At 58.5% G+C, this 23,136-nt stretch carries 23 protein-coding genes; 8 read left to right on the forward strand and 15 right to left on the reverse strand.

What is annotated here, in order from left to right; translation table 11 throughout:
* Nucleotides 1-83: 83 nt before the first annotated feature.
* The 5 genes from ACR0BT_RS13765 to ACR0BT_RS13785 form a co-directional block, all read right to left on the reverse strand.
* Entirely contained in the window at nt 84-272 is a 189-nt protein-coding gene (locus tag ACR0BT_RS13765; RefSeq protein WP_170395750.1) for a hypothetical protein, read from the reverse strand.
* Nucleotides 273-362: 90 nt separating this feature from the next.
* Nucleotides 363-1,334 (reverse strand): sterol desaturase family protein, encoded by a 972-nt coding sequence (locus ACR0BT_RS13770; RefSeq protein WP_480763396.1) that lies wholly within the window; start codon nt 1,332-1,334, stop codon nt 363-365.
* On the reverse strand, nt 1,331-1,717 hold the full coding sequence (locus tag ACR0BT_RS13775; protein WP_170408353.1) for a hypothetical protein: 387 nt from the start codon (nt 1,715-1,717) through the stop codon (nt 1,331-1,333). Before ACR0BT_RS13775 ends, ACR0BT_RS13770 begins: the two co-directional genes overlap by 4 nt.
* Nucleotides 1,718-1,776: 59 nt before the next feature.
* Nucleotides 1,777-2,106: a hypothetical protein gene (locus ACR0BT_RS13780; RefSeq protein WP_170395756.1), complete on the reverse strand. Its 330-nt coding sequence runs from the start codon at nt 2,104-2,106 to the stop codon at nt 1,777-1,779.
* 93 nt (nt 2,107-2,199) lie between these two features.
* Nucleotides 2,200-2,766: a TlpA disulfide reductase family protein gene (locus ACR0BT_RS13785; protein WP_170395758.1), complete on the reverse strand. Its 567-nt coding sequence runs from the start codon at nt 2,764-2,766 to the stop codon at nt 2,200-2,202.
* A 21-nt stretch (nt 2,767-2,787) separates the two neighbouring features.
* Here ACR0BT_RS13785 and argH point away from each other — a divergent pair, with 21 nt between their 5' ends.
* The 4 genes from argH (at nt 2,788) to ACR0BT_RS13805 (ending at nt 8,501) form a co-directional block, all read left to right on the forward strand.
* On the forward strand, nt 2,788-4,176 hold the full coding sequence (gene argH, locus ACR0BT_RS13790; protein ID WP_480571483.1) for an argininosuccinate lyase: 1,389 nt from the start codon (nt 2,788-2,790) through the stop codon (nt 4,174-4,176).
* Entirely contained in the window at nt 4,176-4,358 is a 183-nt protein-coding gene (locus tag ACR0BT_RS13795) for an argininosuccinate lyase (protein ID WP_480571486.1), read from the forward strand. Before argH ends, ACR0BT_RS13795 begins: the two co-directional genes overlap by 1 nt.
* 294 nt (nt 4,359-4,652) lie before the next feature.
* Complete coding sequence (gene lysA, locus ACR0BT_RS13800) at nt 4,653-5,918, forward strand: diaminopimelate decarboxylase (protein ID WP_480763397.1); 1,266 nt, start codon at nt 4,653-4,655, stop codon at nt 5,916-5,918.
* A 96-nt stretch (nt 5,919-6,014) separates the two neighbouring features.
* Nucleotides 6,015-8,501, forward strand: a complete 2,487-nt coding sequence (locus ACR0BT_RS13805; protein WP_480763487.1) for a TIGR02302 family protein — start codon at nt 6,015-6,017, stop codon at nt 8,499-8,501.
* On the opposite strand, the gene ACR0BT_RS13810 is transcribed toward ACR0BT_RS13805, so the two are convergent.
* Nucleotides 8,498-9,265 carry a zinc-ribbon domain-containing protein gene (locus tag ACR0BT_RS13810; RefSeq protein ID WP_170597269.1) on the reverse strand — a complete coding sequence of 256 codons (768 nt, stop codon included), beginning with the start codon at nt 9,263-9,265 and terminating at the stop codon, nt 8,498-8,500. The genes ACR0BT_RS13805 and ACR0BT_RS13810 overlap by 4 nt on opposite strands.
* A 182-nt stretch (nt 9,266-9,447) precedes the next feature.
* On the opposite strand from ACR0BT_RS13810, the gene ACR0BT_RS13815 reads away from it, so the two are divergent.
* The 4 genes from ACR0BT_RS13815 to ACR0BT_RS13830 are packed head-to-tail and all read left to right on the forward strand — an operon-like array spanning nt 9,448 to nt 12,353.
* Entirely contained in the window at nt 9,448-10,125 is a 678-nt protein-coding gene (locus ACR0BT_RS13815; protein ID WP_480763488.1) for a cell division ATP-binding protein FtsE, read from the forward strand.
* Nucleotides 10,122-11,021: an FtsX-like permease family protein gene (locus ACR0BT_RS13820; RefSeq protein WP_170408348.1), complete on the forward strand. Its 900-nt coding sequence runs from the start codon at nt 10,122-10,124 to the stop codon at nt 11,019-11,021. Before ACR0BT_RS13815 ends, ACR0BT_RS13820 begins: the two co-directional genes overlap by 4 nt.
* A complete protein-coding gene (locus ACR0BT_RS13825) occupies nt 11,021-11,761 on the forward strand; it encodes a lysophospholipid acyltransferase family protein (RefSeq protein WP_170736705.1) in 741 nt (246 codons plus the stop codon). The genes ACR0BT_RS13820 and ACR0BT_RS13825 overlap by 1 nt, the downstream gene beginning before the upstream one ends.
* Nucleotides 11,748-12,353 (forward strand): pyridoxamine 5'-phosphate oxidase family protein, encoded by a 606-nt coding sequence (locus ACR0BT_RS13830; RefSeq protein WP_170408346.1) that lies wholly within the window; start codon nt 11,748-11,750, stop codon nt 12,351-12,353. Before ACR0BT_RS13825 ends, ACR0BT_RS13830 begins: the two co-directional genes overlap by 14 nt.
* Before the next feature lie 17 nt (nt 12,354-12,370).
* On the opposite strand, the gene ACR0BT_RS13835 is transcribed toward ACR0BT_RS13830, so the two are convergent.
* The 9 genes from ACR0BT_RS13835 to mdh all read right to left on the reverse strand — a co-directional run bounded on the left by ACR0BT_RS13835 (nt 12,371) and on the right by mdh (nt 23,014).
* Nucleotides 12,371-12,679 carry an EthD family reductase gene (locus tag ACR0BT_RS13835; RefSeq protein ID WP_170408345.1) on the reverse strand — a complete coding sequence of 103 codons (309 nt, stop codon included), beginning with the start codon at nt 12,677-12,679 and terminating at the stop codon, nt 12,371-12,373.
* 121 nt (nt 12,680-12,800) lie between these two features.
* Entirely contained in the window at nt 12,801-14,189 is a 1,389-nt protein-coding gene (gene lpdA / locus ACR0BT_RS13840) for a dihydrolipoyl dehydrogenase (RefSeq protein ID WP_170465907.1), read from the reverse strand.
* A gap of 71 nt (nt 14,190-14,260) precedes the next feature.
* Entirely contained in the window at nt 14,261-14,530 is a 270-nt protein-coding gene (locus ACR0BT_RS13845) for a hypothetical protein (RefSeq protein ID WP_170395780.1), read from the reverse strand.
* Nucleotide 14,531: 1 nt separating this feature from the next.
* Nucleotides 14,532-16,052: a 2-oxoglutarate dehydrogenase complex dihydrolipoyllysine-residue succinyltransferase gene (odhB, locus tag ACR0BT_RS13850; RefSeq protein ID WP_480763398.1), complete on the reverse strand. Its 1,521-nt coding sequence runs from the start codon at nt 16,050-16,052 to the stop codon at nt 14,532-14,534.
* Nucleotides 16,053-16,055: 3 nt separating this feature from the next.
* On the reverse strand, nt 16,056-19,013 hold the full coding sequence (locus ACR0BT_RS13855) for a 2-oxoglutarate dehydrogenase E1 component (RefSeq protein ID WP_480763399.1): 2,958 nt from the start codon (nt 19,011-19,013) through the stop codon (nt 16,056-16,058).
* Nucleotides 19,010-19,549, reverse strand: a complete 540-nt coding sequence (locus tag ACR0BT_RS13860) for a DUF805 domain-containing protein (protein WP_480571511.1) — start codon at nt 19,547-19,549, stop codon at nt 19,010-19,012. The genes ACR0BT_RS13855 and ACR0BT_RS13860 overlap by 4 nt, the downstream gene beginning before the upstream one ends.
* Before the next feature lie 34 nt (nt 19,550-19,583).
* Complete coding sequence (gene sucD, locus ACR0BT_RS13865; RefSeq protein ID WP_152456828.1) at nt 19,584-20,465, reverse strand: succinate--CoA ligase subunit alpha; 882 nt, start codon at nt 20,463-20,465, stop codon at nt 19,584-19,586.
* Between the two features lie 83 nt (nt 20,466-20,548).
* On the reverse strand, nt 20,549-21,742 hold the full coding sequence (gene sucC / locus ACR0BT_RS13870) for an ADP-forming succinate--CoA ligase subunit beta (protein WP_170395786.1): 1,194 nt from the start codon (nt 21,740-21,742) through the stop codon (nt 20,549-20,551).
* A 309-nt stretch (nt 21,743-22,051) separates the two neighbouring features.
* Nucleotides 22,052-23,014: a malate dehydrogenase gene (gene mdh, locus ACR0BT_RS13875; protein ID WP_170353522.1), complete on the reverse strand. Its 963-nt coding sequence runs from the start codon at nt 23,012-23,014 to the stop codon at nt 22,052-22,054.
* Nucleotides 23,015-23,136: the final 122 nt, after the last annotated feature.

Below are 23,136 nucleotides of genomic sequence, written 5' to 3' on the forward strand. Positions count from 1 at the left end.
TTTTGGCCGGGGCCAGTTTCAGGGAAGACAGGTAAAACCGGGGTTAACGCTCAAAATTTTATCGCAGGTGGCGGGGCGGAAGATCAGTGTGTTGATTGCCAAGCATGACGCAGCGAAGCAGCCGCACCGATAAGCGCTCCTAAAAGTCCCAGCGCGGCCATGACAAATCCCAGCCCCAATAGCGCGGGCATTGCTCCGTTGAGTGCGGCTGTCATTGTGATGACGAGGCCCAGCAAACCTGTGATCGTAGAAATTCTCATCAGCTTTGACATGCGGGCCTCCGGAAATGCACTCTTAAAACATCTCAGGGGATATGGAGCGCTTGTGCCAAATTTCAAGCAAAGAAAAGGTCTTTTTGAGGCCTAGGCCCGCTTGGCTGTGGAAGCAGGTGATTTGGTGCCGAACTGCTCGAATCCCGGTGTGCCATGATCTTGCGGATGGCGGACAAGGTGCTTGGCCTTGATCTGTTGGGAATTGTCGCGGCTTCCATCGTGGCTATAGCCCGGAGGGGCAAAACAATAAGCCAGACGTTGGCGCAAGGACAGGCCCGGTTGGGTGGCGTCCCGCCAGATTCCAACCCATTCATGAAACGCCACGCGCAGCGGATTGAACGTGCCGATATTGTGGACAAGCCCATAGTCGACCTTGTCATCTTCTTGCTCGGGGACAAATGTGCCGAACATCTTGTCCCAGATGATAAAGACACCTGCATAGTTGCAATCAAGATATCGCGCATTTCGCCCATGATGGGCGCGGTGGTGACTGGGCGTATTCATAACGGCTTCGAACCAGCGCGGCATTTTGCCGATCGCTTCGGTATGGATCCAGAATTGGTAGATCAGGTTCAGACCTCCGACGAACAGCACCATCGCCGGGTGAAAGCCTAGTAAGATTAGCGGCGCACGTACCACCATCATAAAGGTGAATGTATAGGTCCAGGTCTGCCGCAGCGCCGTTGTCAGGTTGTAATGCTGTGAGCTGTGGTGGTTCACATGACTGGCCCAAACCCAGCGAATGCGGTGCCCAAAGCGGTGCACCCAGTAATACCGCAGATCGTCCAGTACAAAGCACAAGATGATGACCGGGATCGAGGCCCCTAGGTTGAGCGGTGTGATCTGCCACAGCCACATGAAAAACGCATATGCGATGAAGCCCAGCAAAAAGCCCGAGGCGATATTGCCTGCCCCCATGATTAGCGAGGTCAAGGCATCGCGGGTTTCGTACCTACCGCCCCGGCCTTTGATCGCGATCCAAAGGAATTCGGCCAGAATGGCCGCGATGAAGAAGGGCACGGCCCATTGCACCGCGTCGGGAAAACTCACTTGATCGGTCATGCGGGATCCATCAGATTTTGCCAGTGCTGGCGTTCGGTCTCATCAAGGTGGACGATGACCCGAGGAGTGCTGAAATCGTGGAACAGGACTTCAAAGCCTTCGGGATGATCCAGCCAATCGAAATCCCGTAAATGGCGGGCCACGGTATCGGCACCAAAGGACCACAGCAGACCGGCTCCGGTTTCGGTTCGGATAAGGGCGGCGTGACCATCATGGGCAACGGTTACGTCAATGATGGAATCATCTGGAAAGTGACGCAGCCACTGTTCGTGCGCTGTCTCAGGCGTCAGCACTTGCAAGCGTGACTTGCCCGTCAGATGCAGCAGCAAGGCGACCCCGGCAATGCCGCCGACGACGAGGATCAATAGTATTTCCAGCGGCATTCCATCCTCCTGCAGATAACCTGCAAGCGGGCGATTTGTCTGTCAAAGGTGGCGTGGCGTCAGCCGCTTTCCAGGCTTTCCAGAATCTCATGCTGGACGATGCGTGCGACAAACGGCATTAACCCGTCAGGACCAGAGGCCCGATCTTTGAGATGGATGCAGATATCGGGCCTGCGCGCGGCGATGATGCCAACCATTTCTCCGCGTATCTTGTCATCAAGACCCGCGCCCATGATCGCACAGGCGATGCGCGGTTCCGCGTCCAGCTGCCGCCGCACCTCATCCTGATCATGCGCGCCCAGCCACTGAATCGGCAGGTGATCCAGTTGTTGTGCCACGTTGCCGATTACATTCGGCAACCGCCCAATCAACAGAACTACCGGTTTCATCGGAGTCTCCCTTTCTTCCGGTCGCAAACGAAAACCGGCCCGTTGGGGCCGGTCTCATTCTAACACAGATTTTCTGCAAGAGCGCGCGGGACCTCAGCTATTGCCTTCGACAAGCGCTGAAATTATCGCCTTGGCACTGTCCGAGTTCCATTCTGCATCACCGATCAGGCGTGCGATCTCATTGCCATCGGGGTCGATGATCACAGTGATCGGCAGGCCAATCACTCCCATTTCGCGTGCAACCGCCTGTTTCGGATCCTGATGACGCGGCAAGTTGTCGATGCCGTTTTCGTCAAAGAACTTCTTGATCCCGGCAGGTGTGTTGCGACCGGTCGCCAGGGTCAGAACCTCGAATTTGTCACCGCCAAACTCCTGTTGCAGTTCAGCGATCTGAGGCATTTCTTTGCGGCACGGCGCACACCATGTGGCCCAGAAGTTCAGCAGCACATACTTGCCTTTGTAGTCGGCCAGCGATCCGGTGCCGCCATCATCTTCTAGTTCAAAATCGACCACTTTGACCGGCTTGGGCTCACTATGCAGGATCAGCCGCTTCAGGCTGCCCTCACGCAATGGGCCAAGCGTTGCCGCATCTGTTGCCAAAGCGGCGTTTGCACCCAGCGCTAGGGCCATATAAAGGGGGATCAGACGTAACAGGCGCATATCAACTCCGGGTTTTCTTTCATGACCGATCAATCTTCGAACCAGATGTGGGGCGGCCGCTTTGCCGCTGGTCCAGACGCGATCATGGAGGCGATAAATGCCTCGATCGGGTTCGATCAGCGGATGGCAGCCCAGGACATTGCAGGCTCGCGCGCCCATGCCGCCATGCTGGCTGCCACAGGCGTTATTACTGATAGTGATGCGCACGCCATTCGGGAAGGCCTGCTCACCGTTTTGTCAGAAATTCAGAACGGAGAATTTCAGTTCTCGACTGCGCTGGAAGACATTCACATGAATGTCGAGGCGCGACTGAAAGAGGTGATCGGAGAACCCGCAGGCCGTCTGCACACGGGCCGGTCGCGAAACGACCAGGTGGCGACCGATTTCAAACTCTGGGTTCGCGACCAGCTAGATGCCGCAGAATCCGGTCTTCTGGCCCTGATCCGCGCGCTTTTGGCGCAGGCCGAGGCCGGGGCAGACTGGGTCATGCCCGGTTTCACCCACCTGCAAACCGCGCAGCCAGTAACCTGGGGTCACCACATGATGGCCTATGTCGAGATGTTTGGCCGCGATCTGTCCCGCGTGCGCGACGCCCGTGCCCGGATGAACGAATCCCCCTTGGGCGCAGCCGCGTTGGCCGGGACCTCTTTCCCAATCGACCGCCAGATGACAGCTGAGGCGCTGGGCTTCGACCGCCCGGCAGCCAATTCACTGGACGCTGTCAGCGACCGCGACTTCGCGTTGGAGTTCCTGTCGACCGCCTCGATTTGCGCCATGCACTTGTCGCGCTTTGCCGAGGAACTGGTAATCTGGTCCTCGGCCCAATTCCGGTTTGTATCACTGTCTGATCGCTTCTCGACTGGTTCATCAATCATGCCGCAAAAGAAGAACCCCGATGCAGCTGAGCTCATCCGTGCCAAGGTTGGCCGCATATTTGGTGCGAATACTGGCCTGATGATGGTGATGAAGGGGCTGCCGCTGACCTATTCCAAGGACATGCAGGAAGACAAAGAACAGGTATTTGATGCGGCAGATAACTGGATGCTGGCACTTGCCGCGATGGAAGGCATGGTCAAGGACATGACCGCCAATCGCGAAAGCCTGGCTGCCGCTGCCGGGTCTGGCTTTTCAACTGCGACCGACCTGGCCGACTGGTTGGTCCGCGTGCTGGGACTGCCCTTCCGCGACGCGCACCATGTCACTGGATCGCTGGTGGCCATGGCTGAAAGCAAGGGCTGCGACCTGCCGGATCTGACGCTGGAGGAAATGCAATCGGTCCACGCGGACATCACCGATGACGTCTATTCTGTTCTTACCGTCGAAAATTCGGTAAACTCTCGCCAATCCTATGGCGGCACCGCACCGGATCAGGTGCGGACCCAGATCAAGCGATGGAAGGCGCTGGTGTAATGCATATACGACGGGTGGTGCTATTGATTGCGGTCGCAGCGGCCTTGGCCGGGTGTGGTGCCGATGGCGAACCCATACAGCCCACCATGAGCGCAAGCGTCGGCGTAGGCAGCAGCGGCACCTATGGCGGTGTTGGCGTTGGTCTCAGACGCGGTGGGCTGGGCGTTTATCTGGGGCTCTGAACTCCAAAATTGCAATTTACTGATCGCACACCCATCTGCATCTGACACGTCCTGAATGACAAAGAGAAAATGCATGAGACCTGTCGGCCTGATCCTCTGCCTCGCCGTACTTGCAGCTTGCGACCCGACAGGCGCACCCCGAACGGAACCAACGGCCGCACCCAGCGGGTCCGGGGTCTCGGTTTCAGGATATGCGAGGGTTGGCGCGTCAAAGACGTTCTGAACCGCGACGGTGACCACAACCCTACCGGAATCATTTGATCCACATACCTCTTTTGGTCTAAGCGCGCAGGCATGGATCATTTTCTCTACCGCGACGGCGCGCTTTTCGCCGAGGATGTGCCAATCTCCGAAATCGCAGCCGCGGTCGGAACCCCGTTCTATGTCTATTCGACGGCGACGCTGCAGCGGCATTTCAAGCTGTTCGATGACGCGCTTGAGGGCACTGATCACCTGGTCTGCTATGCGATGAAAGCGGCCAGCAATCAGGCGATCCTGAAGACGCTGGCGCAGGCAGGTGCGGGAATGGATGTGGTTTCGGGCGGGGAATATCTGCGCGCCAAAGCCGCGGGCGTGCCCGGAGACAAGATCGTCTTTTCGGGCGTCGGCAAGACAGCGGATGAGATTCGTACCGCTCTGACCGGTGGCATTCGTCAGTTCAACGTCGAATCCGAGCCCGAAATGCAGGTGATCAATGCGGTTGCACTGGAATTGGGCAAGGTTGCGCCGATCACTGTTCGGGTGAATCCGGACGTGGATGCAAAGACCCACGCCAAGATCGCCACCGGCAAGTCCGAGAACAAGTTCGGCATCCCAATCTCGCGTGCGTCCGAGGTTTATGCACTGGCCGCAAGCCTTCCAGGATTGGAGGTGATTGGGATCGACGTTCATATCGGCTCACAACTGACCGAGTTGGAGCCGTTTGAGCTGGCTTATAACAAGGTTGCTGAGCTGACCGAGCGTCTGCGCGCCGAGGGACATAACATCCGCCGCCTCGATCTGGGCGGTGGTTTGGGTATTCCTTATGCCCGTTCCAACGACGCGCCTCCGCTGCCGGTTGAATATGGTGCGATGGTCAAGAAAACACTGGGCCATCTGGGCTGCGAGATCGAGATTGAGCCCGGTCGGCTGATTGCCGGAAACGCGGGTCTGATGGTGTCCAAGGTCATCTATGTTAAGTCCGGCGAAGACCGCGATTTCCTGATCCTCGATGGCGCGATGAACGACCTGATCCGCCCCGCGATGTATGAGGCGTATCATGATATAGTGGCGGTCGAAGAACCTGCCGCAGGGGTCGAACAGCGCCCGTATGATATCGTTGGTCCGGTCTGTGAATCCGGGGATACCTTTGCAAAACAACGCAACATGCCGGCTTTGAAATCGGGCGATCTTATCGCATTCCGCAGTGCAGGTGCCTACGGTGCTGTCATGTCCAGCGAATACAATACGCGGCCCCTAATCCCTGAGGTTCTGGTGAACGGGGATCAATTTGCCGTAATTCGTGAACGCCCAAGCTTTGACGAAATCATAAACCGCGATACCATACCAGAGTGGCTTTGACGCGATAGGCGCGTCGGGCCGATCAGGAGGCCCGCCTTGCGCGACAACCAGACCTTGCCAATTCCAAGACTGTCCCTGTGGCTGACGCACGGGGGTATGCTGGCTGAGCAGGTGATGCGCGCCTTCTGGCCGTTCTTTTCTATTCTTATGGCGCTGCTGGCCGCCCTGATGCTGGGTCTGCACGATCTTGTGCGCATTGAAGCCGTTTGGATTTCTGCTGCGGTCGGATTGATTGCTTTAATTGCGACAGCGGTTTTGGGAATCAGACGGTTCCACCTGCCAACCCGGGCCGAGGCGCTGGTTCGGCTGGATGAAACCCTGCCCGGACGCCCGATACAAGCACTGATGGACGATCAGGCAATCGGTGCGATGGATGCGGATTCGGTGGCACTGTGGCATGCGCACCAGACGCGCATGGCAGATCGTGCATCAAAGGCCGATCCGGTGAAACCCGACTTGCGGCTGGCGTCTCGCGATCCCTATGCGCTTCGTTATGCTGCCTTATTGGCACTCGTCGTTGCGGCTCTGTTCGGCTCGTTCTGGCGGATAGGCTCGGTCGCTGACATGACGCCGGGGACCGCTCAGGCGGGGCAGGGCCCGACTTGGGAGGGTTGGGTTGAACCGCCGCGCTACACCGGGCTGCCAACGCTCTACCTTGCCGATCAGACCGATCCGACGTTGACGGTGCCTAAAGGCAGCCGCATCACGCTACGATTTTATGGCGAGGTCGGCGCACATAGTCTGACAGAATCTTCGACACCTCTGGGCACCGAAGCCGCGACAGAACCGGAACAGGAATTTGTTGCGGAACGCTCGGGCCAAATGCGGATCGATGGCCCGGCCGGGCGCGATTGGGCGCTTGAGATCCTTCCAGACACTGCGCCCAGGATCGCGACGGCAGGAGTGGCGCAATCAGAGGCTGGCGGACAGATGAAGCTGCCTTTCGCTGCTGCGGATGACTATGGAATCGTCTCCGGCACCGCCCGGATCGAATTGGACCTGCCTGCGGTCAACCGTCAATTCGGTCTTGCGACCGAGCCAGAACCGCGCGAGATCATTACGGTCGAGTTGCCAATGCCGATTACAGGCGATCGGACCGATTTCACCGAAGACTTGATCGAGGATTTCTCGCAGCACCCTTGGGCACATTTGCCAGTGAAAATAACCCTCATGGCTATCGACGCGGCAGATCAAGAGACGGTGGCGGAACCTTATCTGACAGAACTGCCGGCCCGTAGGTTCTTTGACCCATTGGCTGCTGCGGTGATCGAACAGCGGCGCGATCTGCTCTGGTCGCGCGAAAACGCGCTGCGTGTATCGCAATTGCTGCGTGCGGTTTCGCACCTACCCGAGGACCTGTTCCGCTCAGATACAGCGTATCTGCGTCTGCGTGTGATCCTGCGGCGGCTGGAGACCTTCGACAAATACGGCGCACTGAACGTCAAACAGCAGGAAGAAATTGCGCAAGCGCTGTGGGATCTGGCGGTTCTGATCGAGGATGGCACGCTGGCCGACGCATTGGAACGGATGCGCCGTGCGCAGGAGCGTCTGACCGAAGCGATGCAGAACGGTGCCAGCGACGAAGAGATTGCCGAACTGATGCAGGAGCTGCGCGAAGCGACACAGGATTACATGCGGCAACTCCAGCGTCTGGCGCAGGAAAACGGTGAGACGCAGCAAGGACAGCAGGGCCAGAACGGCGAAACCCTGCAGATGACGCAGGATGACCTGCAGCGAATGATGGACCGCATTCAGGAGCTCATGGAACAAGGCCGCATGGCCGAGGCGCAGCAGGCATTGGAAGAGTTCCAGCAAATGATGGAAAACATGCGCGTCACACAAGGGCAGGGCCAAGGTGGCCAGTCCGAAGGACAGCAGGCCATGGAAGGGCTGGCAGAAACCCTGCGCGAACAACAGGGCCTCAGCGATCAGGCATTCCGCGACCTGCAGGAACAGTTCAACCCCGGTGCGCAAGCGGGCGAAAGTCAGGGCAATGAGGGTCGCAACGGTGGTTTGGGACGCGGCCAGAGCCATGAAGGTCAAGGCGGTCGGGGCCAGGGTCAGGATGAGGCTGGTGAAGGCCAGCAAGGTCAGGGGTCACTGGCGGATCGGCAGCAGGCGCTGCGGGATGAGTTGAATCGGCAGCAACAGGGTCTGCCCGGCGGTGGTACACCCGAAGGCGACGCTGCGCGCGAAGCATTGGGCCGTGCGGGCCGGGCCATGGACGACGCCGAAGACGCCTTGCGCAGCGATGATCTGGCCGAGGCGATTGACCGTCAATCCGAGGCGATGGAAGCCCTGCGCGAAGGCATGCGTTCACTTGGCGAAGCCCTGGCGCAGAACCAGCAGAACCAGCCGGGTCAAGGGACCGAGGCCGGCGACATGCAGGCCAATAACCGCGATCCATTGGGTCGTACGCCAGGTTCCGCGGGATCAATCTCGACCGACGACAACCTGCTGCAAGGCGAAGATGTATATCGCCGTGCGCGCGAGTTGCTGGATGAAATCCGCCGTAGGACCGGTGAACAGGATCGGCCTCAGATCGAGTTGGAATACCTCAAGCGATTGCTCGAAAGGTTCTAGTTCTGCCCTGCGCCCCCGGTCTGTGTCTCAAGCCAAAGGCGCGCTTGATCGACCAGTGAGACATATGATTTCAACATCGGATCAGCCTGAGGAACCGCCTCGCTGATCTGATTGGCGTTTCCATATATCAGAAACAGAATGACGCCGATGATAATGATCAAGGCAAAGCCACGCAGAAACCCACCGGATTTGCGGGCCGGAGCAACGGCTTCAGCTTCGTCCGATGTCAAGTCGCTGCGCAGACCCGAGTTGATCGCCTCAACATCCGGCAGCTCATCTTTCTGACCTGCGTCAGCTGCGGTTTCAGTGGCCGAGGGCCGTTTCGGTTTGACCTTGGGCTCTTCAGGCGGATCCAATGCCAGATCAGGTTGGCTTTCCAGATTGCTGCCTTCACGCTCGCGCAGCTCTGCCTCGCGTGCAGCCTCTTCCTTGAGGATGCTGGATACCGCCGGGTCTACGTTTCCAACACTCAATTCCTCGGGCGCATCGGGTTCTGGTGTGTCTTCTGCCTTAACCTTTTCTGGCTCGGCCTTGGCCGTATCGGGTTCTGGCGCATCCTCTGACTTAACATCTTCCGGTTCGGCAAAGGCTGCCTGGATTGCAGTCGCAGATTTCGCTTCCGGCTCTGCTTTGCTGGCGACTGGATACTTTTCCTGAAACCAGGTCTCTTCGCAAGCCGAGCATTGAACTTCGCGCCCGTCCTCGGGGATCACTTCGTCCGGGACTTCGTACTGGGCGCTGCAATTCGGACACGTTAAACGCATTCTGCCTCCTGGCCTTCAAGGCTGGCCTGATAATAGTTTTTTCAGGGATGATATTCCGTTAAGACCCAACAGCAAAGCGTGTTTTCGGTTTCGCGGGCCAAGTGTCGCCAATTGGCCCCGCCCGAGGCATTGAATCCACCGCTGCGCTCGGGCAAGAGGTGAGCAGAACAAAGGGGGCAGGCGTGATCGAGCTGGAGAATATCAGCTATACCTACGGCGGTGGTGAGTTGCTAAGCGATGTTTCGCTGCAATTGCAGCCCGGATCGTTCCACTTTCTGACCGGGCCTTCGGGTGCGGGCAAGACCACATTGCTGAAACTCTGTTATGGCGCGTTGTTGCCAACCTCGGGCAGGTTGATGGCCTTTGGTGAGGATATCGCCCGCATGGACCGCGATCAGATGGCGCTGCTGCGCCGCCGAATTGGCGTGGTGCATCAGGATTGCCGATTTTTGGATCACATGACGCTGGCCGAGAATGTCGCGTTGCCGCTGATGGTCTCGGGGCGCTCTGAAAATGGGCAGCAGGACGATCTGACCGAACTGCTTGGCTGGGTCGGGCTTGGCAGCAGGCTTGAGGCGCACCCGCCTGAACTATCGGGGGGCGAACGCCAGCGTGCCGCATTGGCCCGCGCAGTCATCCTATCGCCCGATGTGGTGCTTGCGGATGAACCCACCGGCAATGTGGACTGGGAGATGTCGCAACGACTTCTGCGCCTGTTGGTCGAATTGAACAGGATGGGAAAAACCGTGCTGATCGCCACCCATGACCTAAGCCTGATCCGCGCCGCCAAAACCCAGGTTCAGGCTCGCGTACTGCGTATCGCGCAGCGCCGGGTGCAGCTTGCGGGGGCGGATCTATGAGCAAGGGCACGATCCGCAATTTGCTGCGCCGTGACAGCCGCGCCGACCGGGTGGTGCCACCCACGGGCTTTACGGCGCAATTGACCCTGTTCGTGTCTGGCGCAATGGCCTTTCTGGCGGTGTTTGCGCTGGCTCTTTCGTTAGCCTCGGGCCGTGTGGCGGATCGTTGGGCTTCAGAGTTGGCGGGGGCAGCGACCTTGCGGATCAATGCCCCTGCAGATCAACGTGCGGCGCAAACCGAGGCTGCTTTGAATGTCCTCCAGCAAACGCCGGGTGTGGCTTCGGCTCGCGCGTTGACGAGCGAAGAGCAGGCCACACTGCTGTCACCCTGGTTCGGACCGGACTTGCCTCTGGACACTTTACCAATCCCGCAGCTGATAGAGATTATCGAAGGTGAGCCGGGTCTTGATGCGGCTGGCCTGCGGCTGCGGCTAGGGGCTGAGGTGCCGGGCGCAGTGCTGGATGATCACACTCGCTGGCGCGAGCCATTGGTTGATGCGGCCAATTCACTGCGGCGTCTGGGCTGGATTTCGATCCTGCTGATCGGTGGCGCCACTGCCGCTATGATCACGCTTGCCGCCAACGCCTCGCTTGCCGCCAACGCGCAGATAATCGAGGTTCTGCGTCAGGTCGGCGCGCGGGACCGGTTCATCGCCGGAGCGTTCGTGCGCCGCTTTACGTTCCGGGCGCTGTTTGGAGCAGCAGTTGGCACTTTGCTGGGTATGACGGGTGTATTGTTGCTCCCCGAAGCCTCGGATGCGGGTGGTTTTCTCACTGGCCTTGGGTTTCAGGGTATCGGTTGGATCCTGCCCGTGCTGATCCCGGTATTGGGCGCGGCCGTTGCGTTTCTGGCCACATGGTCAGCCGCGCAGCGCAAGTTGAAGGAGCTTTCGTGATGTTCATGGCTATTCAATGGGTCCGGTCGCTGATCTTTATGATCACCATCTATGCCTGGATGCTGGTGCTGGGGCTTGTCTTTGCCCCCTATGCGCTGTTCGCCAAGCGTGGCGCATTGCGAGCATGCAAAACCTATGCGCGCACAACCAAGTGGTTGGCCCGCTGGATGGTTGGTATTCGCTGCGAAGTGCGCGGGGAAGTCCCACATGGCGAGGTTGTGATCGGCGCCAAGCACCAGTCGTTTCTGGACATCATCATAATCTTCGACGCCATCCCGCACGGCAAATTCATCATGAAGCGAGAGCTTCTGTGGACGCCGGTCATCGGAATGTATGCGCGCCGTCTGGGATGTATCCCGGTCAATCGCGGCAAACGCGGGGCGGCGGTTGCGAAGATGGTCAAGGATGTCGCGCGCGAGTTCAGCGAACCCGGTCAGTTGGTGATCTACCCGCAAGGTACACGCGTCGCGCCTGGGGTGCACAAGCCTTACAAGGTTGGAACGGCGGTTCTGTATGAAGGGCTTGGGTTCCCGTGCGTGCCAGTTGCCACCAATGCGGGCGTCTTCTGGCCCAGAACCGGTATCATGCGCAAGCCCGGCACGGCGATTGTTGATTTCCTTAATCCGATCGAACCCGGCGTTGCGCGGAATGCCTTTCTGGAACGGCTGGAAAACGTGATTGAGACACGGTCCAACGAACTGATGCGAGAAGTGGGGTTTGATCCGGATGGAATTCATTGAGGACATTACCGCTCTGGAAGCGCTGTATGGCACGCCCGGAGCAGCCTCGATCCGCAAAGTGGCGCGGCGGCTAACACCGCTCTACCGCAAATGGATTATGGCCTCACGCTTGTGTATCCTCAGCACCGTCGGCTCCGAAGGTGTCGATGGCAGCCCGCGTGGAGATGAAGGGCCAGTTGTGTTGGAACTGGACCAAGGTACCCTGGCACTGCCGGATTGGCGGGGAAACAACCGCTTGGATTCCCTGCGAAATATCGTACTCGACCCGCGCGTCTCATTGTTGTTCATGGTGCCCGGTTCGAACAATGTGGTTCGGGTAAATGGGAACGCTCAACTGACTGATGATGAAGCCCTGCGCGCCCGGTTCGAAAAACACGGAAAACGCCCCGCAACCGTCATCGTAATCGAGATATCCGAGATTTACACACAATGCGCGCGCGCCCTGATCCGGGCCAGAACCTGGAGTGGCCACGATGAAAGCGAGGGCCTGCCGACGGCTGGCGAGATATTGTCGGAAATGACGTCAGGAGAGGAAGGCGGCGCGCAATATGATCAGGAATGGGGTGCCCGCGCCGCAAAAACCATGTGGTAGGTAAACATGGCTCTGATTCAGCCGATCACCTCACCGATCAGCATCTGCGGTTTGACATTGGTGAAGTTTGGCAGATCGGCCAGGACAGGGCCTGCCTTTGACATAGCGTCGTTCATCGCTTCCTGATCTTCAAATATGATCGTTGCGATCGCGTAGTGACCCGCCGCCTCATCCGGGCCTCCCGCAATGCCTTTGGTTACGACCGTACGTTCGATATGTGACCCCATGTGCTCGCCGACAAGCGGAAGATGTGTGCCGACATAATAGTCGAAATCGAAATGTGTTTCTGTACCTATGGGATAGATCACCTGTAAACTGACGCTCATCTGACTTCCTTTCCAAAAGCAATGGAGTCAGTAAACCGCGTCTGATCACCTGCCGCAAATGGTTTTGAGCGACACGGGGTGCCGCTCAAGGAGACTAGGTAGAGGACCTGCTCAGGTTGGGTCAGCTGTGAATTGGCCCGTCACCACAGGCGAGCGCCGCCTCGCGCACTGCTTCGGAATAGGTCGGGTGAGCGTGACAGGTCAGGGCCAGATCTTCGGCTGATGCGCCGAATTCCATGGCGACGCAAACCTCGTGGATCAGGTCTCCGGCCGCGGGGCCGATGATATGCGCGCCCAGAATGCGATCGGTTTCTTTGTCTGCCAGAATCTTGACGAACCCGTCGGCTGCGAAATTCGCCTTGGCCCGGCCATTGCCCATGAACATGAACTTGCCGACCTTGTAGGCGCGGCCCTGTTCTTTGAGTGTCGCTTCGGTCTCACCCACATTGGCCACCTCGGGCCAAGTGTAGATGACCCCAGGAATGACACCATAGTTCACATGACCATGCTTGCCTGCAACCTGCTCAGCTGCGGCCATGCCCTCGTCTTCAGCCTTGTGGGCCAGCATCGGGCCTTCGGTCACGTCGCCGATGGCGTAGATGCCCGGCACGTTGGTCTGCCAATCACTACCGACCTTGATCTGGCCGCGCGGGGTCATCTCGACGCCCAAAGCGTCCAGCCCCAGCCCATCCGAATAGGGCTTGCGCCCGGTGGCCACCAGCACGGTATCAGCATCAATGACATGCTCGCTGTCATCTTTGAGCAGCTTGTACGTTACCTTGGCTTTGGTCTTGGTGGCTTCGGTCTTTTGCACCGCAGCGCCCATGACGAACTTCAAACCCTGTTTCTTCAGGATGCGCTGGAAAGTCTTCTGAACCTCGGGGTCCATACCCGGCGTGATTTCCTTGAGGAATTCGATCACCGTCACCTCTGCGCCCAAACGGCTGTAGACTGAGCCCAATTCAAGCCCGATCACACCGGCACCGATCACAATCATTTTCTTGGGAACTTTGCCCAGAGACAACGCGCCGGTCGAAGTCACCACGACCTTTTCGTCAACCTCGACGCCAGGCAGTGCCGATGGCTCAGAGCCCGAAGCGATAATGATGTTCTTGGTCTCATGGACCTCATCACCAACCTTGACCTTGCCCGCAGCAGGGATTGAGCCCCAGCCTTTCAGCCAATCGATCTTGTTCTTCTTGAACAGAAACTCGATGCCCTTGGTGTTGCCATCGATGACCTCATCCTTGTAGGCCTGCATCTGCTTCCAATCGACCGAAGGTGACTTCCCCTTCAGACCCATCTTTGCAAAGTTGTGTTCGGCTTCGTGCAACTGATGGCTGGCATGCAACAATGCTTTCGAGGGGATGCAGCCCACGTTCAGGCAAGTCCCACCCAGCGTCTCGCGCCCCTCGACAACTGCGGTTTTAAGGCCCAGTTGGGCGCAACGGATGGCGCAGACATAGCCGCCGGGTCCGGCGCCGATTACGATGACGTCATAATTTGCCATTACATTCTCCTAAATCGACCGGGTGATCCGGCAGCGTCCCGATCCGGTGTGGTGGGTCGGGTACCTATATTTCAAACGGGTTCCAGCAGCTTGATTGATATATGCGCAATGCCGCCGCGTTCGTGGTGCATCGCCAGTTCTTCGGACCCAAAAAAGGCTTTGGCCTTATCCAGATTCATAACCTCGAACATCGCTATCGCATGATCCCGCTGATCTGGATCGCGCCAGACATGCAGGTCGCGGATACCCGCGGCCTTGCGCATCGGTTGATCCTCGCGGAACACTTTCAGCCAGGCATCGAAATCGGCCACATCGGCTTGCCACAGTACATGAGTCGCCATCTTACAGATCCATCAGCAGACGGCGCGGATCTTCCAGCGCCTCTTTTACGCGGACAAGGAATGTCACAGCACCCTTGCCGTCCACAATACGGTGATCATAGGACAGCGCCAGATACATCATCGGGCGGATTTTGATCTCACCATTGATGACCATGGGACGATCCTGGATCTTGTGCATGCCCAGAATGCCCGATTGCGGCGGGTTCAGGATCGGTGAAGACATCAGCGAGCCGTAGACGCCTCCGTTCGAGATCGTGAACGTGCCGCCCTGCATTTCCGCCATCGAGAGTTTACCGTCGCGGGCGCGCTTGCCCTTTTCGGCGATGGCTTTCTCGATCGCTGCGAAAGACATCGAGTCCGCATCCCGGATGACTGGAACCACCAGCCCTTGCGGCGTACCTGCGGCCACACCCATATGCACGAAGTTCTTGTAGACGATGTCATTGCCGTCGATCTCGGCATTCACTTCGGGCACTTCTTTCAGCGCATGACAGCAGGCCTTGGTGAAAAAGGACATAAAGCCCAGACGTACGCCATGCTTCTTCTCGAACTGGTCCTTGTACTGGTTGCGCAGGGCCATCACCTCGGTCATGTCCACCTCGTTATAGGTGGTCAGGATCGCGGCGGTGTTCTGCGCGTCCTTCAGGCGCTTGGCGATGGTTTGGCGCAGACGGGTCATGCGCACGCGCTCTTCGCGGCTCGCATCCTCGGCAGCCACAGGCGCGCGCGGAGCTTGGGCAGCGGGGGCGGGCACAGCCGCCGCAGGCGCTGGGGCCGTAGCTGCTGCAACTGCCTTTGCCACGTCTTCTTTCATGATACGACCATCGCGTCCGGTGCCAGTGACTTGATCCGCAGACAGACCAGCTTCGGCCATCGCTTTCTCAGCCGATGGAGCGTTGGACACGTCTTTACCTGTGCTGGCTGCAGCCGGAGTGGCGACGGCTGCCACCGGAGCCGCTGCCGCACCTGCGGCTGCGCCCGAGATCACCGCCAATTTGGCAGAAGCATCGACCGTGCTGCCTTCAGGCGCAACGATTTCAGCCAGAACGCCTGCCGCCGGGGCAGGGACCTCGACCGAGACCTTGTCGGTTTCCAGTTCGCACAGCATTTCATCCTGTGCAACGCTGTCGCCGACCTGTTTGAACCATGTCGAGACTGTAGCCTCGGTGACGGATTCACCCAATGTCGGCACCATCACATCTACACTGCCGCCTGATGCTGCGGGTGCCGCTGCCGCCGGGGCCGGGGCCGGGGCCGCCGCTGCCGGAGCAGGCGCAGCCCCTTCGCCCGCCGCTATCGTGGCAAGCAGGGCATCGACGCCCACGGTCTCACCTTCGGCTGCAACGATCTCACCCATCACGCCAGCAGCGGGTGAGGGCACCTCGACCGTGACCTTGTCGGTCTCAAGTTCACATAGCATCTCATCTACGGCGACTGCATCGCCGGGTTTTTTGAACCAAGTCGCAACGGTGGCTTCGGTGACAGACTCGCCCAGCGTGGGAACACGAACTTCAATCGTCATCGTTTACTTTCCTTCAATGCTCAGCGCTTCGTTCACCAGCGCTTCTTGTTGGGCTTTGTGTTGGCTGGCCAGACCCGTCGCGGGCGAGGCCGAAGTTGCGCGACCGGCATAGACCGGACGGGTGTGTTTTGCGCCAATGCGGGTCAGAACCCATTCGATATTGGGCTCAATAAAGGTCCAAGCCCCCTGGTTCTTGGGTTCTTCCTGACACCAGACAATCTCGGCCCCCTTGAAGCGCTCAAGCTCGTTGATCAGCGAATGCGCAGGGAAAGGATAGTATTGCTCGATCCGCATTAAGTAGATGTCGTCGATGCCGCGCGCATCGCGTTCCTCAAGCAGATCAAAATAGACCTTGCCCGAGCACATGACGACCCGCTTGATCTTGTCATCTGCCACCAGTTTAGTGTCCGAGTTGCCCTGTTGAGCATCATCCCACAGCACCCTATGGAAGCTCGAGCCTGTGGTGAATTCCTCGGCCTTGCTGACCGCCAGCTTATGGCGCAGCAGCGACTTCGGCGTCACCAGGATAAGCGGCTTGCGGAAGGTCCGGTGCAATTGACGGCGCAGGATGTGGAAATAGTTCGCAGGCGTTGTGCAGTTCGCCACGATCCAGTTGTCCTGACCGCACATTTGCAGAAACCGCTCAAGCCGTGCAGATGAGTGTTCTGGGCCTTGCCCTTCGAACCCATGCGGCAGCAGCGTGACCAGACCAGACATCCGCAGCCACTTCGATTCACCCGAACTGATGAACTGATCGAACATGATCTGTGCCCCGTTGGCGAAATCGCCAAACTGTGCCTCCCAGAGAACAAGCGCGTTGGGCTCGGCCAGTGAATAGCCATACTCGAACCCAAGCACCGCGTATTCGGACAGCATCGAGTCAATCACGTCATAATGTGATTGGCCCTTGCGGATATTGTTCAGCGGGTAATACCGTTCCTCGGTTTCCTGATGGACAAATCCGGAATGGCGTTGGCTGAATGTGCCACGCGTCGCGTCCTGTCCGGCCAAACGTACGGGGTAGCCTTCAGTCAGCAGAGAGCCAAACGCCAGAGCCTCGCCCGTTGCCCAGTCAAAGCCGGTTCCGTTTTCGAACATCTGTTTCTTGTGGTCCAGCAACCGGCCCACGGTTTTGTGCATCGCAAAACCTTCGGGGGCGCTGGTCAGAGCGGTGCCGATCTCGGCCAGCGTCTCTGGTGTAATTGCGGTTTCACCGCGCATGTATTCGTCTTTGTGCTTGTCCAGATGCGACCAGCGCCCATCCAGCCAGTCGGCTTTGTTTGGCTTGTAGTCTTTCCCGGCATCGAACTCTTCATTCAGATGTGCCTGAAAGGCCGCCTTCATGTCTTCAATCTCGCCTTCGGGGATAAGCCCGTCCCTGACAAGGCGCTCGGTATACAACGACAACGTGGTCTTATGCGTCTTGATCTTCTTGTACATGATCGGGTTGGTGAACATGGGTTCGTCACCCTCGTTATGACCAAACCGGCGGTAGCAGAAGATATCCAGCACCACGTCCTTGTGGAACTTCTGGCGGAACTCGGTCGCCACCTTGGCGGCATGCACCACCGCCTCGGGGTCGTCGCCATTCACGTGGAAGATCGGAGCCTCAACCATCAGCGCGATATCCGTGGGATAAGGGCTGGAACGGCTGAAATGCGGCGCGGTGGTGAAACCGATCTGGTTGTTCACCACGATATGCATGGTGCCGCCGGTCTTATGCCCTTTCAGACCCGACAGGCCGAAGCCTTCGGCCACAACACCCTGTCCGGCAAAGGCTGCGTCGCCGTGCAGCAGAATGCCCATCACTTTGGTGCGGTCTTCGTCGTTCAACTGGTCCTGCTTGGCACGTACCTTACCCAGAACCACTGGGTTCACCGCCTCAAGGTGGCTTGGGTTTGCGGTCAGCGAAAGGTGAACGCTATTGCCATCGAACTCTCGGTCGCTTGACGCGCCGAGGTGATATTTCACATCGCCTGATCCATCCACGTCTTCGGGCTTGAAGCTGCCGCCCTGAAACTCGTTGAAAATGGCGCGATAGGGCTTGCCCATCACATTGGCCAGAATGTTCAGACGACCCCGGTGTGGCATGCCGATGACGATATCGCTGAGGCCCAAGGCGCCGCCGCGCTTGATGATCTGCTCCATCGCGGGGATCAGTGCCTCGCCACCATCCAGACCAAACCGCTTGGTGCCCATGTATTTCACATGCAGGAATTTCTCGAAACCCTCGGCCTCGACCATCTTGTTCAGGATCGCCTTGCGGCCTTCCTTGGTGAAGGCGATTTCCTTACCGAACCCCTCGATGCGTTCCTTCAGCCACGCGGCCTCTTCCGGGTTCGAGATATGCATGTATTGCAGCGCGAAGGTGCCGCAATAGGTCCTCTTCACGATCTCGACGATTTGGCGCATGCTGGCCATCTGCAGGCCCAGCACGTTGTCAATAAAGATCGGTCGATCCATGTCAGCATCGGTGAACCCGTAAGTCTTCGGGTCCAGCTCGGGATGCGTACTGGCGGCGCGCATGCCTAGCGGGTCCAGATCAGCTGCCAGATGGCCCCGGATACGATAGGCCCTGATCAGCATCAGCGCCCGCAGGCTGTCCAGCACCGCGCGCTTGATCTGGTCATCGCTGACCTCAACACCCTTGGCCGCCGCCTTGTCCTTGATTTTGTTGCCCGCTGCTTTGGCGTCGATCTCGGCCCACTCGCCAGTCAACGCACCGGTCAGATCATCCGCAGGCATCGGAGGCCAGTCGGTACGCGCCCACGAAGGCCCTTCGGCCTCGCGCTGCACATCCGGCGCGTCATCGCCCATGGCCTTGAAGAACTCGACCCAGGCTGCGTCGACCGCACCGGGGTTCTTAGTGTACTGGGCATAAAGCTGCTCCAGATATTCGGCATTATGCCCCTGCATGAAGCTTGAGGCATGAAAGGCGGTGTTGGGCGAGTGTTCGGTCATTGGGCTACCTCATATGGGTTGGGACCGTATTGGTTGGTGCCTGGTTCGCTAGGGCGGGTCAGCCACCACAGAACCAGGAGGGGCGACACAAACAGGACAAGAAGTGTCGGAATGACAATAAGAAGAGTTGCGCGGGTGAACAGGATATCCAACGTGCCGCCATGGAACTGGCTGGCAAGGCCGATGCCAAAGATCAGGACGGCAAGCGCACCAAGTATCAGCAGGATCGGCAGCAGAGCATAAAGCCCGCTGCGCCCGGTATCATGCATCCGCCGCCATGCAACGGCCAGATGCGGGAAGAAGACAATCAGGCTGACGATGCTTTGGACCGGGCCTGTTGAGGTGGCCGTGACGGATTTGGATGTTTCGGTTTCAGTCACTGCGACCTGAGTGAAGAACTGCAAGTCGATGATCCCGGCAATGATGCTCCAGATTACGATGAACAGGAAAAAAAACCAGTATTCGGGCCGCGAGGCACGGCCCGAAAAGGTGAAAAACTTGGAGAAACAGGTTTTAATGGCTTCGCCGAAAGTCATGTTTACCGCTCCTCCCAAAGCAGTCAAATTCTGGTCAACCGATGGCTTCCAGCACAGCCTCACCCAGCTGCGCCGGGCTTTCGGCCACGACGATACCGGCCGAGCGCATGGCTTCGATCTTGTCCTCGGCGCCGCCTTTGCCACCGGCGACAATTGCGCCCGCGTGGCCCATGCGGCGGCCCGGAGGGGCTGTGCGGCCCGCGATAAACCCTGCCGTGGGCTTCTTGCGGCCTTTCTTGGCCTCATCCGCCAGGAACTGTGCAGCTTCTTCTTCGGCAGAGCCACCGATCTCACCGATCATGATGATCGACTCGGTTTCGTCATCCGCCAGGAACCATTCCAGCACGTCGATATGCTCGGTGCCTTTGATTGGGTCGCCGCCGATGCCAACGCAGGTGGACTGGCCCAGACCCACATCTGTGGTCTGCTTGACGGCTTCGTAGGTCAGGGTGCCCGAACGCGACACTACACCGACCGAGCCGCGCTTGTGGATGTGGCCGGGCATGATGCCGATCTTGCAGGCATCCGGCGTGATGACACCGGGGCAGTTCGGGCCGATCAGGCGCGATTTTGAACCTTCCAGCGCGCGCTTCACCTTCATCATGTCCAGAACCGGAATGCCTTCGGTGATACAGACGATCACCTCCATCTCGGCATCAATCGCTTCGAGGATCGAGTCAGCCGCAAAGGGTGGCGGAACATAGATCACCGAGGCGTTGGCTTCGGTCACATGCTTGGCCTCGTGGACTGAGTTGAACACTGGTAGACCCAAGTGCTCCATCCCACCTTTGCCCGGGGTCACGCCGCCGACCATCTTGGTGCCATAGGCGATGGCCTGTTCAGAGTGGAATGTGCCCTGCGAGCCGGTAAAGCCCTGACAGATCACTTTGGTATTTTCGTCGATGAGGACTGCCATCTGGCGTTCTCCTTTATACGGCAGGCTTCTGCCCGCCAAAATCTTGGGAAAGGCGGGCTGAAGCCCACCCTACGGGATGACACTCAGCCTTTAACCGCCTTCACGATCTTCTCGGCACCGTCTTTCAGGTTGTCCGCCGCGATCACGTCTAGGCCAGAGGTGTTGATGATCTCTTTGCCTTTCTCGACATTCGTGCCTTCCAGACGCACGACCAGCGGGACCTGCAGCCCGACCTCTTTCACTGCGGCGACAACGCCCTCGGCGATGACGTCACAGCGCATGATGCCGCCAAAGATGTTGACCAGAATGCCTTTGACGTTGGGGTCCGAGGTGATGATCTTGAACGCCTCGGTCACTTTCTCTTTGGTCGCGCCACCGCCCACATCCAGGAAGTTGGCAGGCTCGGCACCGTAAAGCTTGATGATGTCCATCGTCGCCATCGCCAGACCGGCACCGTTGACCATGCAGCCGATCTCACCGTCCAGCGCGATGTAGTTCAGGTCGTATTTGGACGCTTCCAGTTCCTTGGGGTCTTCCTCGGTCGTGTCGCGCAACTCGGCAATATCCGGGTGGCGGTATACCGCGTTACCATCAAAGCCGACTTTTGCGTCCAGTACTTTCAGGTCGCCCTTGTCCGAGACGATCAGCGGGTTGATCTCCAGCATCTCCATGTCCTTCTCGACGAAGGCATTGTAGAGCTGGTTCATTAGCTTGACGCATTGTTTGACCTGCGCGCCTTCCAGTCCCAACGAGAACGCGATGCGGCGGCCGTGATAGGGCTGATAACCAGTGGCGGGATCAACCGAGAAGGACAGGATTTTCTCAGGCGTCGCAGCGGCCACCTCTTCGATGTCCATGCCGCCTTCGGTCGAGCATACGAATGAGATACGGCTGGTCTGGCGGTCCACCAGCAGGGCCAGGTAAAGTTCACGTTCGATGCCCGAACCGGCTTCGATGTAGATGCGGTTCACCTGCTTGCCTGCGGGGCCGGTCTGATGGGTGACCAGCGTGCGGCCCAGCATCTTTTTGGCTTCTTCGGCGGCTTCTTCCACCGATTTGGTCAGACGGACACCGCCTTTTTCACCGGCGTCGGCCTCTTTGAAGGAACCCTTGCCGCGACCACCCGCGTGGATTTGCGCCTTGACGACCCAAAGCGGCCCGTCCAATTCACCGGCTGCGGTTTTGGCTTCCTCGGCGCGCAGAACTGCGCGACCATCGGAGACCGGAGCGCCATAGCTGCGAAGAAGCGCTTTGGCTTGATATTCGTGAATGTTCATCGAAATTGTCCCGTCTGACTACGATTACACCGTTATAGGGGTGTCTAAGCGCCAAAATTAAAGAGTTTTTTGACCGGTCACGGGAAATTGTCGAAGATTTTCAGTATTTGTGATCACAGGTTTTTGGGGTGTGATCACAAAAAATGCGGGGCGTGGAAATTGATTCGATGATCCGGGATCATGCCCACAAAACACATTCATAGATGAGTTTTGCGACGTTTGCGCGAACATCTTTTAGCCAGCTTGGCACCGTGTAAAAGAAAACCGGCCCGTGAAGAGGGCCGGTTCATTGGTTCTAGGGTTCGTGACTTAGGCCAGCGAGCTGTCGATGCCCTTGCATGCTTCGATCAGGCCCTTAACGGCATTGACCGAATTGTCGAAACCGGCCTGTTCTTCTTCGTTCAGCTTGATGTCGACGACGCGCTCGATACCACCTGCACCGATTACGGTAGGCACGCCGACATACATGCCGTCGACACCCAGTTCGCCGTTGCAATAGGCAGCACAGGGCAGAACGCGTTTCTGGTCTTTCAGGTAGGCTTCGGCCATTTCGATCGCCGAAGTCGCCGGTGCATAGAAAGCCGAGCCGGTCTTCAGCAGGCCAACGATTTCTGCGCCGCCGTCACGGGTGCGCTGAACGATGGCGTCCAGTTTTTCCTGCGTGGTCCAGCCCATCTCAACCAGATCGGGCAGCGGGATACCGGCAACGGTCGAGTAGCGTACCGAAGGCACCATCGTGTCGCCATGGCCGCCCAGAACAAAAGCGGTGACGTCGCGCATGGACACATTGAACTCTTCCGACAAGAAGTGTGCGAAACGGCCCGAGTCCAGAACGCCCGCCATGCCGCAGACTTTGTTGTGCGGCAGGCCCGAGAATTCACGCAGCGCCCAAACCATCGCGTCCAGCGGGTTGGTGATGCAGATGACGAACGCATCCGGAGCGTTTGCGGCGATGCCTTCACCGACCGATTTCATGACCTTCAGGTTGATGCCCAGCAGGTCGTCGCGGCTCATGCCCGGCTTGCGCGGCACGCCAGCGGTGACGATGCAGACGTCGGCACCGGCGATATCCTCATAAGACTGGGTGCCTTTCAGCTTGGCGTCGAAGCCTTCCGAGGGGCCGGATTCGGCGATGTCCAGCGCCTTTCCTTCCGGGGTGCCTTCGGCGATGTCGAACAGCACGACGTCACCAAGTTCTTTCATTGCAGCGAGGTGGGCGAGCGTGCCGCCGATCTGACCTGCGCCGATCAGCGCGATCTTGGGTCTGGCCATTTGGAATATCTCCGGTCGGTTTTGAAATCGCGGTTGTGCTAGTCGCAAAAGCGGCGTCACGCAAGCCTTCTGCGGCGCGGCATGCCACCGCATACCGTTTGCACACACCCCGCCGATTGCGC

The organism is Ruegeria sp. CJ6 (assembly GCF_056536665.1).

Bases quoted from the DNA above. Each gene is read 5' to 3' on its own strand.
- ACR0BT_RS13765 (WP_170395750.1), bottom strand. From the start codon at position 272: ATGTCAAAGCTGATGAGAATTTCTACGATCACAGGTTTGCTGGGCCTC.
- ACR0BT_RS13770 (WP_480763396.1), bottom strand. From the start codon at position 1,334: ATGACCGATCAAGTGAGTTTTCCCGACGCGGTGCAATGGGCCGTGCCC.
- ACR0BT_RS13775 (WP_170408353.1), bottom strand. From the start codon at position 1,717: ATGCCGCTGGAAATACTATTGATCCTCGTCGTCGGCGGCATTGCCGGG.
- ACR0BT_RS13780 (WP_170395756.1), bottom strand. From the start codon at position 2,106: ATGAAACCGGTAGTTCTGTTGATTGGGCGGTTGCCGAATGTAATCGGC.
- ACR0BT_RS13785 (WP_170395758.1), bottom strand. From the start codon at position 2,766: ATGCGCCTGTTACGTCTGATCCCCCTTTATATGGCCCTAGCGCTGGGT.
- argH (WP_480571483.1), top strand. From the start codon at position 2,788: ATGACCGATCAATCTTCGAACCAGATGTGGGGCGGCCGCTTTGCCGCT.
- ACR0BT_RS13795 (WP_480571486.1), top strand. From the start codon at position 4,176: ATGCATATACGACGGGTGGTGCTATTGATTGCGGTCGCAGCGGCCTTG.
- lysA (WP_480763397.1), top strand. From the start codon at position 4,653: ATGGATCATTTTCTCTACCGCGACGGCGCGCTTTTCGCCGAGGATGTG.
- ACR0BT_RS13805 (WP_480763487.1), top strand. From the start codon at position 6,015: ATGCTGGCTGAGCAGGTGATGCGCGCCTTCTGGCCGTTCTTTTCTATT.
- ACR0BT_RS13810 (WP_170597269.1), bottom strand. From the start codon at position 9,265: ATGCGTTTAACGTGTCCGAATTGCAGCGCCCAGTACGAAGTCCCGGAC.
- ACR0BT_RS13820 (WP_170408348.1), top strand. From the start codon at position 10,122: ATGAGCAAGGGCACGATCCGCAATTTGCTGCGCCGTGACAGCCGCGCC.
- ACR0BT_RS13825 (WP_170736705.1), top strand. From the start codon at position 11,021: ATGTTCATGGCTATTCAATGGGTCCGGTCGCTGATCTTTATGATCACC.
- ACR0BT_RS13830 (WP_170408346.1), top strand. From the start codon at position 11,748: ATGGAATTCATTGAGGACATTACCGCTCTGGAAGCGCTGTATGGCACG.
- ACR0BT_RS13835 (WP_170408345.1), bottom strand. From the start codon at position 12,679: ATGAGCGTCAGTTTACAGGTGATCTATCCCATAGGTACAGAAACACAT.
- lpdA (WP_170465907.1), bottom strand. From the start codon at position 14,189: ATGGCAAATTATGACGTCATCGTAATCGGCGCCGGACCCGGCGGCTAT.
- ACR0BT_RS13845 (WP_170395780.1), bottom strand. From the start codon at position 14,530: ATGGCGACTCATGTACTGTGGCAAGCCGATGTGGCCGATTTCGATGCC.
- odhB (WP_480763398.1), bottom strand. From the start codon at position 16,052: ATGACGATTGAAGTTCGTGTTCCCACGCTGGGCGAGTCTGTCACCGAA.
- ACR0BT_RS13855 (WP_480763399.1), bottom strand. From the start codon at position 19,013: ATGACCGAACACTCGCCCAACACCGCCTTTCATGCCTCAAGCTTCATG.
- ACR0BT_RS13860 (WP_480571511.1), bottom strand. From the start codon at position 19,549: ATGACTTTCGGCGAAGCCATTAAAACCTGTTTCTCCAAGTTTTTCACC.
- sucD (WP_152456828.1), bottom strand. From the start codon at position 20,465: ATGGCAGTCCTCATCGACGAAAATACCAAAGTGATCTGTCAGGGCTTT.
- sucC (WP_170395786.1), bottom strand. From the start codon at position 21,742: ATGAACATTCACGAATATCAAGCCAAAGCGCTTCTTCGCAGCTATGGC.
- mdh (WP_170353522.1), bottom strand. From the start codon at position 23,014: ATGGCCAGACCCAAGATCGCGCTGATCGGCGCAGGTCAGATCGGCGGC.